Raw genomic sequence first — 15407 nt, 5'->3', positions numbered from 1 at the left:
GCAATGCGTATCTCGGAAACCTGCATCAAGCGGCCGGTGTTTGCGTCGGTTCTGTCGCTGATCATCGTCCTGATCGGCCTGATCTCTTATTCGCGGCTGACGGTGCGCGAATATCCCAAGATCGACGAGCCGATCGTGTCGGTGGACACCACCTACAAGGGCGCCTCGCCCGAGGTGATTGAATCGCAGGTGACCAAGCCGCTGGAGGACCAGCTGGCGGGCATCGAAGGCGTGGACGTGATGACTTCGCGCAGCCGGTCCGAGCGCAGCCTGATCAACATCAAGTTCAACCTGTCGCGCAACCCGGATGCGGCGGCGGCCGAAGTGCGCGACAAGGTATCGCGCGCGCGCCGCTTCCTGCCGGATGAAATCGACGAGCCCATCATCGGCAAGGTCGAGGCCGATTCGCAGCCCATCATCTATATCGCGGTGGAATCGGGTTCGTACTCGGCGATCCAGACGTCCGACTACATCAACCGCTACATCAAGACGCGCCTGTCCGTGCTGCCCGGCGCGGCCGAGGTGCGTGTGTTTGGCGAACGCCTGCCGTCCATGCGCATCTATGTGGACCGTGACAAGCTCGCCGCCTACGGCCTGACCGTGCAAGAGGTGGAGGCCGCGCTGCGCAGCCAGAACGTCGAGATCCCGGCCGGCCGCATCGAGTCGCGCGCGCGTGAATTCTCGGTGGTGTCGTCCACCGACCTGCAAACGCCCGCACAGTTCGAAGACGTGATCGTGGCCAACGTGAAGGGCTATCCGGTCCGGTTGCGCGACGTCTCCAAGGTCGAGATCGGCGCGGCCAGTGACCGGGTGCTGTCGCGCTTTAACGGCAAGCCGGCCATCAACATCGGCGTGACGCGGCAATCCACGGCCAACCCGCTGGAACTGTCCAAGGCGGCGCGCCACGAGGTCGAACGCCTGAACGAAACCTTGCCGGCGGGCATGAAGCTGACCATCGCGTACGACTCGTCGGTGTTCATCGAACGGTCGATCGATTCGGTTTTCCACACGATCGGCGAAGCCATCATCCTGGTGGTGCTGGTGATCTTCTTTTTCCTGCGCAATCTGCGCGCCAGCATCATTCCCATCGTCACCATCCCCGTGTCGCTGGTGGGCGCCTGCGCCCTGATGTATTTCTTCGGGTTTTCGATCAACACGCTGACCTTGCTGGCCATGGTGCTGGCCATCGGCCTGGTGGTGGACGACGCCATCGTGGTGCTGGAGAACATTTATCGGCACATCGAAGAAGGCATGCCGCGCAAGGAAGCGGCGTTGCGGGGCTCCAAGGAAATCGGCTTCGCGGTGGTGGCCATGACGATGACGCTGGTCACCGTGTACGCGCCGCTGGCCTTTGCCACGGGCCGCACGGGGCGCCTGTTCATTGAGTTTGCGCTGGCCCTGGCCGGTGCGGTGCTGGTGTCGGGCTTCGTGGCGCTGACGCTGACGCCCATGATGTGCTCGGTGCTGCTGCGCCATCAAAGCAGCCACAGCCGCTGGTACAACTTGATCGAAGGCTGGCTCAACGGCATGAGCAACGGCTACCGCCGCCTGTTGGGCGCGTCGTTGCGTCACCGCTGGCTGGTGGTGACGATCGGCGTGGCGGTGGCGTTGGGCAGCGGCGTGTTGTTCAAGGTGGTCAAAAGCGAATTGGCGCCCATCGAGGATCGCGGCGTGGTGTTCGGCATCGTAAGCTCGCCGGAAGGCGCCACGTTGAACTACACGCTGGACAGCATGCTGGGCATCGAAAAATTCTATTCAGAAATTTCGGAAGCCAGCGGCAGCCAGGTCACGGTGGGCTTTCCGACCGTGACGGACGGCACGGCAATCCTGCGCCTGAAACCTTGGGAAGAGCGCGACCGCAAGCAGCAGGCCATCACGCAGCAGTTGCAGCCGCAATTCGCCTCGCTGCCCGGCGTGCGGGCGTTTCCGACGAACCCCCCGTCGCTGGGGCAGTCCGCGCGCTCGAAGCCGGTGGAATTCATCATCATGAGCCAGGCGTCGTACGCCGAGCTGGCCCGCCTGACCGATGTCTTCCTGACGGAACTGCGCAAGTATCCGGGCCTGTTGAACCTGGACACGGACCTGCGCCTGAACACGCCCGAACTGCGTGTGCGCGTTGACCGCGACAAGATGGCGGACGTGGGCGCCAATGTGGACACCGTGGGGCGCACGCTGGAAACGATGCTGGGCGGGCGTCAGGTCACGCGTTACAAGGATGAGGGCGAGCAGTACGACGTGATCGTGCAGGTCACCCCGCGCGACCGCGCCACGCCCACGGATATTTCCGGCATCTATGTGCGTGCCCGCGATGGCAGCATGGTGCAGCTGGACAATTTGCTGGGCGTGCACGAAGGCGTGTCGCCGCAATCGCTGAACCACTTCAACCGCCTGCGCGCCGTCAAGATCGACGCGGCGGTCGCGCCCGGCTATGCGCTGGGCGAGGTCCTGACGCACATGCATCAGGTGGCGCGAGACGTCCTGCCCAATACGACCATCACCGATCTGGACGGGCAATCGCGCGAATTCCGCGATTCGTCCGGCAGCATCTACCTGGTGTTCGGCATGGCGCTGGCCTTCATCTACCTGGTGCTGGCGGCGCAGTTCGAAAGCTGGCGTAACCCGTTCATCATCATGCTGTCGGTGCCGCTGTCGATGACGGGCGCGTTGCTGGCGCTATGGCTGACGGGGGGCACGTTGTCCATCTACAGCCAGATCGGCCTGATTACGCTGGTGGGGCTGATTACCAAGCACGGCATCCTGATCGTGGAATTTACCAACCAGCTGCGCGACGAGGGCCGCGAACTGTTCGCCGCCGTGACCGAGGCCAGCGTGCTGCGCTTGCGCCCCATTTTGATGACGACAGGCGCGATGGTGCTGGGCACGGTGCCGCTGGCCCTGTCCACCGGCGCGGGGGCGGAATCCCGCCAGCAGATCGGCTGGGTGCTGGTGGGCGGCCTGTTGCTGGGTACACTACTGACCTTGTTCGTCGTGCCGGTGGCCTATACGCTGATTGCCACCGCACGCAAGAAACCCGGCCATGCCGGCAGCGCAGAGCACCCTCCGGCCCATCCGCCGGGCGGTCAGACGCCGCCGGCCTCGGCCAATGCAGCGTCGGAATAAGTCATGCGCCAGATCATCTTTGACACGGAAACCACCGGACTGGACCCTGCCCAGGGTCATCGCATCGTTGAAATCGGTTGTGTGGAAATGGTCAACCGGATGTCCACCGGCAACAACCTGCACATCTACCTGAACCCGGATCGCGACAGCGACCCCGAGGCCTTGGCCGTGCACGGGCTGACGACGGAATTCCTGTCCGACAAGCCGCGCTTTGCCGACGTGGCGGACGAATTCGTCAAATTCATCCAGGGCGCGGAGCTGATCGCGCACAACGCCGCGTTCGACGTGAAGTTCTTCAACGCCGAGCTGGCCAAGACGGGCCGCGGCCCGATCACCGATTACTGCGAGACGGTCACCGATTCCCTGCTGCACGCCCGGTCGCTGTTCCCCGGCAAGCGCAATTCGCTGGACGCCTTGTGCGACCGCTTCGGCATTTCCAACGCGCACCGTACGCTGCACGGCGCATTGCTTGACTCGCAGTTGCTGGCCGAAGTCTGGCTGGCCATGACGCGCGGGCAGGATGCGTTGCTGATCGACGTGGACGACAACGACGGCGCGGGCAGCGATGGGATCGTGCTGGCCAAATTCGATGCCTCGGGGCTGGTGGTCATCAAGGCAAGCGACGAAGAGCTGGCCGAACACGAGGCCTATCTGGCGGCGCTGGACAAGTCGGTGAACGGCGAATGCGTCTGGCGCAAGCTGGATGCGCCGGTGGCGGCATAAAGGCTATTGCCGACCCGGCTTGCGGCGTGCGAACTTCGACTTGCGCACGTTTTAAAAAACATGCTATTATTTCGCCTCTTTCAGGGTGGTTAGCTCAGTGGTAGAGCACTGCCTTCACACGGCAGGGGTCACAAGTTCGAAACTTGTACCACCCACCAAAGACCCTTGGAAGGCGACACGAAGGCTTGTAGATAGCATTTAGTTGTTGCTGACCTGCCAGGCGTCTTTGGCATAAAGACTGAAAGAGAAAAAAGAAAAAAGAAAGCAAAACAGGCCAACCTTAATCGGTTGGCTTTTTTGTGCCTGTCAGCTTTGTGTGTGCAGGGGGGGTGCCGGGGGGGAAGCAAGGGGGGCACGCCGGGTTTGTGGATCGTCTTTGCGGATCGCGTTTGGGGATCAAAGCTTGTTGATCTGGCGCAAAAATGCCTTTCAGCCTTGCGTGCCGATGCGTTAGCAGGCGCTTATGATGGCTTCACGGTGCCGCCAGCAAAAGAAATGCCTTTTGACGGCCTGCCGGATGCCCGAGCATAGGAGACGTCCATGCCGCCGAACACCAATACCATGTTGATCATCATCGTCACGGGCGTGGCGCTGATGCTGATCGGTTTCGGGATGCGCGATCGCAATATCGGGATGGGCTTGATGGGCCTGGGCTTGATCACCGCCATAGGCACCATCATTTACAAGGCCTACGTCACGTTTTATTAAGGCCTTCCCTGTTCAGGCCTTTACTGTTCAGGCGCTTTCTTGTTTAACCGTGCCAGCAAAGTATCCAGCTGGTTAGCGAACGCCTTGCGGTCGGCTTGGCTGAATGACGACGGGCCGCCCGTGTCGATCCCGCTTGCCCGCAATTCTTCCATCATGTCGCGCACCGCCAGCCGTTCCCGGATGGTTTCGGGCGAATAGCGTTCGCCGCGCGGGTTCAGCGCCATCGCCCCTTTGGCCAGCACGTCGGCGGCCAGCGGGATGTCAGCGGTGATGACGAGATCGCCCGGCTCGGCGCGTTCAACGATGTGCGCGTCCGCCACGTCAAAACCGCGCGGCACCTGCACCGCGCGGATCAGCGGCGAAGGCGGCGTGGACAGTGGCTGGTTGGCGACCAGGGTCACCGGCACCTGCCAGCGCTGCGCGGCGCGGAACAAGATGTCCTTGATGACCACGGGACACGCGTCCGCATCGACCCAGATGTGCATAAACGCTTATTCGCCCAGCGCTTTTTGCAGGATTTCGGCCACGATGTCGTTCGTGGACACGCCACGTTCGGCAGCCAGCGCGCGCAGCTTGTCGGCGTGCGCCTGCGACAGCTTCAACGGAAACGGCACCAGGCCGGCCGCCTGATCCAGCTTGCGCTGCTCGCGGCGGTCGGGCGCTTGAGAAGCGACGCCGAAGCGGTCGGGGGTGGCGGATGCCTTGAGCTGGCCGGCCAGCTTCAGGGCCTGGGTTTTTTGAAGATCAAATTTATTCATGGAAATTCCTGATTAGGAGCGCAATCATAAGCGCATCCGGATCAGCGCGGTTTGGCGAGTTCCAACGCGGCCAGGCCTTCTTCGGCCCCGTCGTGCAACGGGACGGTCAGGCCGCGTCGCGCATTGGCGATCGACACCTGCGCGCCCTGCGCCGAGCCGGCCGCCAGCAAGTCCTGGCCGGTCTGGTAGACGGCGCGAACCACCATCAAGGCTTCATCCCGGGTCAGGTTTGCCGTGGTCAGCATCAGTGCGGCGGTGCCCACCGTGGCAACCGGAGCGGTTTGGTTGGGATAGGTGTCCGCGGCAATCTCCAGGGGCATCAGGGCGCTGTCGTTGCCGGTCAAGGACTTGATGGCGGCCGGGTCCAGCGGCAGCAGCTTCAAGCGCGCCTCGGTCAGCGCGTCGCGCAGTGGCGTGGCGGGCACGCCGATGACCTGCGCGGCGGCATCGACCGTCCCGGCGTTCAGCGCGGGCAAGGACGCCGCGAAAGGCGTGTCGATGACCGTGTAGTCGCGCCCGGGCTCCAGGCCATGGGCGGACAGCACCGCTTGCAACGTGGCGCGCACCGCCGAGCCCTCGGGGCCCAGCGCAATCTTCTTGCCCTTCAAGTCGCGCACGCTGCGCAACGCCGGATCATCACGCACCACGATGTGGACAAGTTCGGGATACAAGCTGCCCAGCGCGCGCAGGCCGCTGAACGGCCCCTGGTCAGCGAATGGGCCGCGACCCTCGTAAGCCAGGCGCGCCGTGTCGGCCTGCGCCAGGCCAACCACGGCGTCGCCGCTACGCAGCAGGGCGATGTTTTCGGCGCCGCCACCGGTGATCAGCGGGGTGACGCGGATTTGCCGGGCGCGCGCCACGGCGCTCAGCGCGCGGGCAAACGCCACATATTCGCCGCGGTCTGGCCCACCCGCCAGCGGATAGCCTTGTTGCAACCGCGCCAGCCGGCCGTTGATGCGCGCCACCGAGCGTTCCAGCTCTTGCTGCACCACGTTCTGCGCGGTGCTCGATGCGCTGTAGGCCACGGAATGGGTGATCTGGTCGAGCGTGTCCAGCAACTGCCGCGTAACGGGCGGGGGCGCGCCCGTATCCAGCGACGGCGCCTCGGCGGCTTTGAAACCGGCGGGCGTGATGAGCTTCCAGGTATCGCCTTCTTTACGGTAGATAGCGCTGGCGTGCGCGACGATGCGGTCCCCGGCCTGGTTGCCGCCGGACTTCACGCCGATGATGCTGCGCGGGCCCGCGCCCAGCAATGTCACCAGCGAGGCCGCGCCGGGCTGGTCCCAGGCACCCAGGGTCATATCCCGGCCCAAGGTCAATTCCACGTCGTAATACACCACGCGTCGGCTTTCACCGGCGGGGGCCGTGCTGTCGCTGGCTGAACCCCTGCGCTTGAGATCGGTGATGCGGAACAGGCCCTGGCCGTACGTGGTGGCCAGGGCGGTGTCGACGTCCGTGCGCAGCGCGTCGGCGTCGGGGGCGCGGCCGCAGGCGGCCAGCAGCAGGCAGAACGCGATCAATACCAGGCGTTTGAACATGGTCACATCCCCCCTACGAAGGGCAAGGAGATCAGCGACGTCAGCACGATCACGTTCAGGATGTCGACCAGGAACGCGCCGGTGACCGGCACCACGATGAAGGCTTCCGGCGCGGGTCCGTGACGGCGCGTCAGCGCCTGCATGTTGGCGATGGCGGTGGCGGTGGCGCCCAGGCCAAAGCCGCAGAACGCCGCCGACATGATGGCCGCCTCGTAGTCGCGCTTGAGCAACCGGAACACCACCCAGGCAGCGTACAGCGCGCAGAACAGGGTTTGCACGACCAGCATCAACGCCAGCGGGCCGGCCAGGCGGGCCACGCTGGACAGGTCCAGCGTCATCATCGTCATGCCCAGGAACAGCGACAAGGAAATCGTTCCGATGATTTCGGTGGCCCGGTCGTCCAGCTTCAGCCCCAGGCGCGCGCCGCCGTTGCGGATCAGCACACCGGTGGCCAGGCACCACAAGAAGTTGGGCAGGCTCACGGGCGCGCCCTCGACCAGCATGGCCAGGTAGCCGCCGACGACCAGGCAGACGAAGGCGGCGGTCATCGACACAATGAACGAACCGGCGGTGGGCGGTTCGGCGGGTTCGGCAAGGTCGGGCGCGACCTGGCCGTCGCCGGCCTTGTGGTCCAGACTGCCTTGCAGTTTGTGCCGGCGCATGAGCCATTCCGCGACGGGGCCGCCGACCACGCCGCCCAGCACCAGGCCCAAGGTGGCGGATGTCATGGCCAACGCCATGACGTCCTGGATGTTGTTGAAGTCGGCAAAGCGCGTGGCATAGGCCGCGCCGGTTCCGTGCCCGCCCACCAGCGTGATCGTGCCGCCCAGCAGGCCCATCAGCGGGTGCATATCAAGCAGCCAGGCCATGCCCAGCCCGACGGCGTTTTGCAGAATCAAGAAGGGAATCAGCGCCAACAGGAACGCGATCAGCCGGGGGCCGCCCTTGGCCAGCAGTTTCAGATTGGCGGTCAGCCCGATAGAGCCGAAGAACAGCAGCAGCAGCGTGGGCCGGATGCTGGTTTCCAGCGAGACCGAGACGCCGCCCCAGTTCGCCAGCGCATACGCCAGGATCGCGAACAACAGGCCGCCAACAATAGGGTCGGGGATGCTGTATCGGCGCAGGATGCCGATACGGGTGGTAAGCACGCGGCCGATGACCAGCACCAGGCAGCAGGCAAGCAAAGATTGAACGGGCGAAAGGGAAATCATAAGAACCTTCGCGCCCCGGCAGGGCGCAGCAAGTCGGACTATCGGAACCGTTGCCGCCACATCGTTCGGGATTGCGGCCCTATATTACGACCGCGAATTGGCGATGTATAGGAAAGCGGCAACTCGCGGGGCCAGTCGTGCAAGGCCCTCGCAAATAAGGGGCTACCGCGAGGGGCTACAGCGGGAAGTCGCGCGTCATGTAGCGGGCGTCGGGGCCGTAGCCCGCCAACTTGTCGGCCAGATCGCGCATGCCGTCCATGGCGGACACCGGCCGATAGCCGTGGCGCAGCCAATAGCCCACCGCGGACTGCAATGAAACCAGGCTGGCGCGACGCAAGCCGCTTTGCATTGCGCGCGCAGCGCCCGTTTGCAGCAGGGACTGGGCCACGCCATGCCCTTGCGCGCGCGGGACCACGGCGCAGTCGTGCACGAACCAGTGTTTGGCCGGCGAAGGCAATGCCGTCAACGCCACGCCCAGCGCCGGGGGCAGCCCGGCATCCCAGGGATACGAAACCAGGTAACCCAGCAGGGTGCTGCTGTCAGGCGCGGACGCCACCCAGCAATGATCAGGCGCAAGCTGCAAGCGGTTTAAGAAGAACTCCGCGCTTTCAAGCAGGAAGTCGGGGTAGGCCAGGGTCTGGGCATCCAAGATGCCGTCCACGTCGCTGGCCAGCATAGGGCGGACTCGGTATTGCATGACTACCTGTAGGGACAAAACAGCCGCGCATTTTACCGATGCGGGAAGAAACGTCGGTTCAATGGGGTCAGGAAATAGGGGTCGGATAAAGACCGGTTGGTCAAAAACCGGTGCGCGCGAAGTGACGGAAGAGGGAACTGCGGGGGCGTTCCTGCCTCGGCGCCGTGTCGCAGGCATTTCATGAAAATTCGACGAGACGCTACGCATACTGCCGGTCATAGCATTCCCGTATTCCCAGCCCTTTCGTCTTATGCACATCCAATACCGGCCCGATCCGATTCCTTCGCAAGTGCTGGCCAAAACGTATCCTATGGAAGCGCTTTGGTCCGGCAAGGCTGCCGTGGTGCCTTACGACGCCTGCGTGACGTGCGTCATCCCGTGCCTGAACGAAGCCGAAAACCTGCGCGTCTTGTTGCCGCTGTTGCGCAGCCGTTTGCAGGCGCTGTGCACGCGCTGGGAAATCATCGTGGCCGACGATGGCAGCACGGACGGCACGGAATCATTGATGGGCGAATGGACTCAGCACGAGGGTTTTCGCTACGTCCAGCTATCCCGCAATTTCGGCAAGGAAGCCGCGCTTAGCGCAGGGCTGGAAGCGGCCACCGGCGACGCGGTGATCTGCCTGGACGCCGACCTGCAACACCCGCCGGCGTTGATCGAACAGATGCTGGCACGCTGGGCGGCAGGCGCCGAAATGGTTTATGCCGTGCGCGAAACGCGTCAAGACGAGTCGTGGTTGAAGCGATCTGGCGCACGGTGGTTTTACAAGCTGCTGAGCAGCGCGCGCGGCGTGGATGTGCCGGCGCATGCAGGCGACTTCCGCCTGATGGACCGTGGCGTGGTCGATGCGCTGAACGCATTGCCCGAGCGCACGCGCTTCATGAAGGGTTTGTACGCCTGGGTCGGTTTCAAGGGCGAAGCGTTACCCTACACGCCGGACGAACGCATGCATGGCAACAGCCGCTTCAGCGGGCTGCGCCTGTTCCGTCTGGCCTTGGATGGGTTGACCGCCTTCACGACCTGGCCGCTGCGTTTGGTCAGCCTGGTTGGCGTGGCGTTCGCGTTGGTGGCGATGTCTTACGCCGCTTATCTGGTGGGCGATTATCTGCTGTCGGGCAATCCCGTGTCTGGCTGGACCACCATCGTCACCGCCGTGCTGTTCTTTGCCGGCGTGAACCTGATTTCGTTGGGTGTGGTGGGCGAATACGTTGCCCGCATCTTTGACGAAGTCAAAGGCCGGCCGCTGTACGTGGTGCGCCGCCGCCAAGGGCGGCCCGCCGACAGCGGCGCGCGGCCCCTCTGATTCTTGCGCCGCCGCGCAGCGCGCGGGCACCCGCCAATGCCTTGCATTGCATCGCAACCATTACGCGGTGGGCTTGCGAAACGCCCACAGACGGCTCGCGATGAATGTGGCGAACGCCAGCCCGATCAAGATCAATGCCAGCAACACGTCGTAGCGGATGCTGGTGGTGTGCAGCAGCAGCGCGTAGGCCGATTCGTTGATGAAAAAGCCCGCCGCTGAAATGAAAAAGAAACGGCGGATCGCTATGGTCCAGGGTATTTGGGCATGTCTGAACGTAAGCCGATAGTGGCCGGCAAAAGATACGACGAAGGCGACCAGCCAGCCGATCAGGTTGGCGGCCAGCGGGGGCAGGGCGAAGGCTTCGACGCAGCCGACAGCCACCGCCCAATGGGTGGCGGCAGCCGCGCATCCGACGGCGACAAACAGGCTGATCTGACGAAGCAAGGCGCGCATGAGTGCCCAAGTGGAATGGAACTGCGAGGAAATGCAATGAGCAAACGAGTCATAGTCTGCGGCGACGATTTTGGCATGAATGCCGACATCGATGAAGGCATGATTGCGTTGGCCGACATGGGGCGCATCAGCGCTGTCAGCTGCTTGTCGCTTGGCCCGACGTTTGCCGCCAACGCTCGCCGGCTTGGCGCGCGCAACGTGGATATCGGCTTGCATGTGAACCTGTCCGAGTCGCTGGGCGCGGATGCCGAACCGATGCCGTCCTTGAGCAAACTCATCATCAGCGCGTACACAGGGCGACTGGACGCGGCCTGGGTGCAAACGCAATTGAACCGCCAGTTCGACGCCTTTGAAGCCGCCCTGGGGCGCGCGCCCGACTATATCGACGGCCATCAACACGTGCACCAGTTGCCGGGCGTGCGCGATCAAGTGCTGGCGCAACTGAAGCGGCGCTTTGGCGAACAACGCCCGTGGCTGCGTCAGACGGCGCCGGGCATGCTTAGCGGCATCCCCATGAAGGAAGCGATCAAGGCGCGCATCATCGGCGCGTTGGGGGCGGCAGCGCTGGCGCGTCAGGCAAGCCGCGACGGCCTGCGCACCAATCGCCGGCTGCTGGGCGTGTATGGATTCGACGGCGGCAAGCGGCGCTATGCCGGCCTGCTGCAGAACTGGCTGTTCAACGCGCGCGATGGGGATCTGCTGATGTGCCATCCCGCGATGAATAGCCAAGAGGGCAGTGCCATGTCGCGACAACGGCGCGCTGAATTCGACGTGTTGGCCAGCCCCAAACTGGGTGATTGGATGAACGCCAACGGCGTGCGCATTTCACGTCTGCCCACGCACTGATCGCTACGCCGCGCGGGCATCATGCCGGCGTGTCGTCTGCCCGGGTCAGGCTTTCCAGCAACCATGCCCCCGCCGGCCCCAGCGCGCGGCGGGTAGACCACACGGCGTCGACGCGTATGTGGCGCGGCCAGCCGGGCACCGTCAGTTCCACCAATTGGTCGCGGCCAAAACGCTGAATCATCCAGCGAGGCAGCTCGGTCCAGCCGAACCCCAGGCTGGCCATTTCCAGCAGCATCAGATAGCCGGGCGCGGACCACGTTGCGTGGGGCGGCGCCGTGTCCTTGTCGTCCAGTTCGTAAGTGCTGAGCCGCAATTCGCGGTGCGTCTTGAGCTCGTCGTTGCTGACGGCGGGACGGTCGGCTAGCGGGTGCCCGCGACCCACGCACAGCACGATTTCGGATCGTTCCGGCAGCGTCGCATGCGCCACGTCAGGGGGGTAGTCGTCTTGCGCCGCCATCAGGCCCAGGTGCGCGCGGCCTTGCTGCACCAACGCCACCACGTCTTCATACTCCGCAATCAGGCATTCGAAGCGCAGTGCGGGGTAGCGCTGGTCGATCTGGCTGAGCATGTTCTCAAAGGTCTTGGACTGGAACGTGTCCGACAGCACCACGGTCAGCCGGGGCTCAAGCCCGTCGGCCAACTGATTGGCGCTGCGGTTGAAGCGATCGTTCGCGGCCAGCACCTGCAAGGCCTGGCCCAGCAGCACCTGACCTGCTTCGGTCAGCGCGGGTTGCCGCTGGCTGCGGTTGAACAGCGTGACGTTAAGGTCGACTTCCAGGTTGGCGATGGTTTCGCTGATGGTGGACTGGCTCTTGCCCAGTTTGCGGGCAGCGGCCGAAAACGAGCCTTCAGAGGCAACCTGGGCGAACGCGGCCAGGGATTCAAGAGAGTGGCGCATGAATTATCGGGAATTCCGATGGATAGTATCTTTATCGTAACGGAAATGTCGTGGAAAATCGCTTCCATTCTGACAAACCGACCGCAGGCGGGTCATGCAAGCCACTCACACCCCTACCCAAAAAAAGCAAGTCACCAAAACGCTCAAAGAGCGTTTTTTTCACGCCTTCCTGTTTGAAATCCTGGCCATCGGCCTGTGCGCGCCGGCCGCTGCCTGGGCCATGGGCAAATCCCTGTTCGAAATGGGCGTGCTCACCGCCGTCATCGCCTGGATCGCGCTGGTCTGGAACATGATCTACAACGCCGGCTTCGACCGCCTGCAAAACCGCCTGGGCTTCGTGCGCAACATGCGCATGCGCGTGGTGCACGCGTTTGGATTTGAGCTGGGCCTGATCCTGATCGTGATTCCGCTGGCGGCCTGGTGGCTGGACATCAGCCTTTGGGAAGCCTTTGTGCTGGATATCGCGTTGGTGCTGTTCTATCTGCCCTACGCGTTTCTGTATAACCTGGCCTATGACCGGTCCCGTCCGCGCGTCATGGCGTGGCTGGGACGCGGCAAGGCGCAAGCCGCGCCGGCCGACGCCGCCGGTATCGCTCCGGCCGTGGCGCCGGCGGGGGCTGCCGCCGTTACGCGTCAATCACCTTGCGCGTAAACATTTCCAGGTAGTCCATCAACGAATCGGCGCCCTTGATGGCGTCGGCTTCGTTGCCGGTGGCAATGCCTTGCGCCATCAGCATGTGGCGGCGCGCGCCTTCCGCGATGTCGCCTTCGTGCTGATAGGCGTACCAAAAGCGCCGGCACTGGATGATCAGCGGTTCGACCGCATTCACGGCAGACACATTACGGCAAGCCAGATGACAGACGTGGTCCAGCAATTGGTCCGCGTGCATGTAGTCGTCAAGGTTGCCGCCTTCCGAGGCGCGAATCATCTGCGCGGCGCATTCCACGATCTGGGTGCGCTGCGCGGGCGTGGCGCGGCGGGCGGCGCTGGCGGCGATCAATTGTTCCAGCGCGCGGCGCGTCTGGATCAGATCCATGTGGTCGGCCAGCTGGATCATCGATACGCGCAAGCCGCGCCGGGGCTCCTGGCGGATCAGGCCAGCCGCCACCATGCGCAGCAATGCTTCGCGCAGGGGCGTGCGCCCCAGGCCGGTTTTCTCGACAAGTTCCGCTTCCACGACCGCGCTGCCAGGCTGCAATTGCAAGGTGGCGATCATGCTTTCGATCTGGTCGTAGGCGACGTCCGCGGCGCGTCGTTTGGGTTCTGCTCCTGCCATCAATTATTGTTTTCCTTCGTTTTGCGCCACTGCGTGTACGCCAGCCATTCGCCGACGAACCCGCGTCGGAAGAACGACACGCACAACACGAAAATCAGCCCGATGACGATGGTGACAACATCGCCAAGGGTGGCAAGATAGTTCTGCAGGCTGACCACCAGCGTAGCGCCCACGACAGGGCCCCACACCGTGCCGATGCCGCCCAGCAGCGTCATCAGCAATACTTCGGTGGAGGTGGCCAGCGACACGTCGTTCAGGGCCACCAATTGCAGCACCAGCGCCTTCAGGGAGCCGGCCAGACCGGCAACCGACGCGGACAGCACGAAGGCCAGCAGCTTGCACCGATCCGTATCGTAACCTAGCGAAATGGCGCGCGGCGCGTTGTCCCGAATGGTCTTGAGCACCTGCCCGAAGGGCGAATGAATCACGCGGTAGACGAACAGAAAGCCCAGCACGAACACGCCCAGCGCGAAGTAATACATGTTGGTGTCTACGCTCAGGTCCACCAGCCCAAGGAACTTGCCGCGCGGAATGCCCTGCATGCCGTCCTCGCCGCGCGTCCAGCCGACCTGCACCGCCATGAAGTACGCCACCTGCGACAGCGCCAACGTGATCATTGCGAAATAGATGCCGGTGCGGCGGATGGCCAGCCAGCCTATCGCATACCCGATGGCGGCCGCCATGGCCACGCCGCACACAATGGCAAGCTCGGGCGGCAGGCCGCGTGCGCCGAACAGGATCATCATTTCCCCCGCCGCGTAGCCGGCCCAGCCAAAAAACGCGGCGTGGCCGAAAGACACCAGGCCGGTAAACCCGGTCAGCAGGTTGAAGGCCAGCGCAAACAGCGCAAAGCACAACACCTTCATGACGAACACCGGGTACACGACCTGGGGGAAGAACGGCACCAGCAGCGCGGGCACCAGCAGCAAGGCCAGGATGCGAATGGAAAACGGAATGCGCGACACCTTATTTCTCCTTGCCGAACAAGCCAGCGGGGCGCATCAACAGCACGACGGCCATCACGATGAACACGACAACGGTGGACGCTTCGGGATAGAACACCTTGGTCAGCCCTTCCAGCAGCCCGAGCGCCAGGCCGGTGACGATGGCGCCCATGATGGAACCCAGCCCCCCGATCACCACCACGGCGAACACGATGTTCAGCAGGTTGGACCCCATCAACGGGTTGATCTGCATGACGGGCGCGGCCAGCACGCCCGCCACGCCGGCCAGCGCCACGCCGAAGCCGTACGTCAGCGTGATCATCACCGGAACATTGACGCCGAACGCCTGTAGCAGCTTCGGGTTTTCGGTGCCGGCGCGCAGCATGGCGCCAAGGCGGGTGCGCTCGAACAGGTACCAGGTCGCGATGCACAGCGTCAGCGACGCCACCACCACAAAACCTCGGTACGCCGGCAAGAACATGAAGCCCAGGTCGAAGCCGCCTTGCAGGATCTCGGGCGGCTCATAGCCCACCCCGGAAATGCCGTAGAAGTAACGGAAGCCCCCTTCCATCATCAGCGCGATACCGAAGGTCAGCAGCAGCCCATACAGATGGTCCAGGTGGTACAGCCGCTTGAGCAGCGTCTTTTCGATCAGGACGCCCACCGCGCCCACCACCAGAGGCGCCAGGATCAGCGCGGCCCAGAAGTTGACCTGCACGCCGGGGCCCAGCAATTGCGGCAGCTGCGTGAAGCCGATCCACGCCAGGAACGCCGCCATCATGAACTGCGCGCCGTGCGTGAAGTTGACGATGTTGAGCAGGCCGAAAATGATGGCCAGCCCCATGCTGAGAATGGCGTAGAAGCAGCCGTTGATCAGCCCGACCAGCAACTGGGCCAACAGGGCGGGGAGCGAGATGTCGAACATGGCGCG

16 protein-coding genes and 1 tRNA gene are annotated in these 15407 nt (G+C 63.8%); 7 read left to right on the top strand and 10 right to left on the bottom strand.

All coding sequences use genetic code 11. From position 1 onward, the window contains the following. The first annotated feature begins 3 nt into the window (after positions 1-3). The 4 genes from AC0Z35_RS18935 (at position 4) to AC0Z35_RS18920 (ending at position 4551) form a co-directional block, all read left to right on the top strand. Positions 4-3120, top strand: a complete 3117-nt coding sequence (locus AC0Z35_RS18935; RefSeq protein WP_319307733.1) for an efflux RND transporter permease subunit — start codon at positions 4-6, stop codon at positions 3118-3120. Positions 3121-3123: 3 nt separating this feature from the next. Then, the gene (dnaQ, locus tag AC0Z35_RS18930) at positions 3124-3843 is read left to right on the top strand and encodes a DNA polymerase III subunit epsilon (RefSeq protein WP_046806136.1); all 720 of its coding nucleotides are present in this window, start codon (positions 3124-3126) and stop codon (positions 3841-3843) included. Between the two features lie 83 nt (positions 3844-3926). Then, positions 3927-4001: transfer RNA gene (locus AC0Z35_RS18925), tRNA-Val, on the top strand. Between the two features lie 382 nt (positions 4002-4383). Then, a complete protein-coding gene (locus AC0Z35_RS18920; protein ID WP_046806137.1) occupies positions 4384-4551 on the top strand; it encodes a hypothetical protein in 168 nt (55 codons plus the stop codon). A gap of 20 nt (positions 4552-4571) precedes the next feature. Here the strand turns inward: AC0Z35_RS18920 and AC0Z35_RS18915 are convergent, their stop codons facing one another. From AC0Z35_RS18915 to AC0Z35_RS18895, 5 genes are all read right to left on the bottom strand, one after another. Beyond that, positions 4572-5036: a YaiI/YqxD family protein gene (locus AC0Z35_RS18915; RefSeq protein ID WP_104145145.1), complete on the bottom strand. Its 465-nt coding sequence runs from the start codon at positions 5034-5036 to the stop codon at positions 4572-4574. A gap of 6 nt (positions 5037-5042) precedes the next feature. Further along, positions 5043-5309, bottom strand: a complete 267-nt coding sequence (locus tag AC0Z35_RS18910; RefSeq protein WP_046806139.1) for a hypothetical protein — start codon at positions 5307-5309, stop codon at positions 5043-5045. Positions 5310-5350: 41 nt separating this feature from the next. Continuing rightward, on the bottom strand, positions 5351-6853 hold the full coding sequence (locus tag AC0Z35_RS18905; protein ID WP_046806140.1) for a TAXI family TRAP transporter solute-binding subunit: 1503 nt from the start codon (positions 6851-6853) through the stop codon (positions 5351-5353). Then, positions 6850-8058: a sodium/glutamate symporter gene (gene gltS, locus AC0Z35_RS18900; protein ID WP_104145142.1), complete on the bottom strand. Its 1209-nt coding sequence runs from the start codon at positions 8056-8058 to the stop codon at positions 6850-6852. The genes AC0Z35_RS18905 and gltS overlap by 4 nt, the downstream gene beginning before the upstream one ends. Positions 8059-8233: 175 nt before the next feature. Beyond that, positions 8234-8734, bottom strand: a complete 501-nt coding sequence (locus tag AC0Z35_RS18895; protein WP_104145141.1) for a GNAT family N-acetyltransferase — start codon at positions 8732-8734, stop codon at positions 8234-8236. Between the two features lie 271 nt (positions 8735-9005). Here AC0Z35_RS18895 and AC0Z35_RS18890 point away from each other — a divergent pair, with 271 nt between their 5' ends. Beyond that, on the top strand, positions 9006-10058 hold the full coding sequence (locus AC0Z35_RS18890) for a glycosyltransferase family 2 protein (protein WP_485132509.1): 1053 nt from the start codon (positions 9006-9008) through the stop codon (positions 10056-10058). Positions 10059-10118: 60 nt separating this feature from the next. On the opposite strand, the gene AC0Z35_RS18885 is transcribed toward AC0Z35_RS18890, so the two are convergent. After that, positions 10119-10511 (bottom strand): GtrA family protein, encoded by a 393-nt coding sequence (locus AC0Z35_RS18885; protein ID WP_082134564.1) that lies wholly within the window; start codon positions 10509-10511, stop codon positions 10119-10121. Between the two features lie 36 nt (positions 10512-10547). Between AC0Z35_RS18885 and AC0Z35_RS18880 the strand changes: the two genes are divergently transcribed. After that, positions 10548-11357, top strand: coding sequence for a ChbG/HpnK family deacetylase (locus AC0Z35_RS18880; RefSeq protein WP_052946068.1), 810 nt, complete (start codon positions 10548-10550; stop codon positions 11355-11357). Positions 11358-11376: 19 nt separating this feature from the next. Here AC0Z35_RS18880 and AC0Z35_RS18875 read toward each other — a convergent pair whose 3' ends face one another. Beyond that, positions 11377-12255 (bottom strand): LysR family transcriptional regulator, encoded by an 879-nt coding sequence (locus AC0Z35_RS18875; RefSeq protein WP_485132508.1) that lies wholly within the window; start codon positions 12253-12255, stop codon positions 11377-11379. A 94-nt stretch (positions 12256-12349) separates the two neighbouring features. On the opposite strand from AC0Z35_RS18875, the gene AC0Z35_RS18870 reads away from it, so the two are divergent. After that, positions 12350-12907: a multidrug/biocide efflux PACE transporter gene (locus tag AC0Z35_RS18870; RefSeq protein ID WP_485132507.1), complete on the top strand. Its 558-nt coding sequence runs from the start codon at positions 12350-12352 to the stop codon at positions 12905-12907. Here the strand turns inward: AC0Z35_RS18870 and AC0Z35_RS18865 are convergent. From AC0Z35_RS18865 to AC0Z35_RS18855, 3 genes are read right to left on the bottom strand one after another with little or no spacing between them, the layout of a single operon-like run. Next, on the bottom strand, positions 12882-13532 hold the full coding sequence (locus tag AC0Z35_RS18865; RefSeq protein WP_046806146.1) for a GntR family transcriptional regulator: 651 nt from the start codon (positions 13530-13532) through the stop codon (positions 12882-12884). The two genes, AC0Z35_RS18870 and AC0Z35_RS18865, sit on opposite strands and share 26 nt — an antisense overlap. Then, entirely contained in the window at positions 13532-14497 is a 966-nt protein-coding gene (locus AC0Z35_RS18860) for a branched-chain amino acid ABC transporter permease (RefSeq protein ID WP_052946069.1), read from the bottom strand. Before AC0Z35_RS18860 ends, AC0Z35_RS18865 begins: the two co-directional genes overlap by 1 nt. A gap of 1 nt (position 14498) precedes the next feature. Further along, entirely contained in the window at positions 14499-15401 is a 903-nt protein-coding gene (locus AC0Z35_RS18855) for a branched-chain amino acid ABC transporter permease (RefSeq protein WP_104145139.1), read from the bottom strand. Between the last annotated feature and the right edge of the window lie 6 nt (positions 15402-15407).

The sequence above is a fragment of the Achromobacter sp. 1L-A-4-B-C2 genome (genome assembly GCF_057291955.1).
Note: the sequence above shows the minus strand (reverse complement) of the source record. Positions and strands in the feature narration are given on the sequence as shown.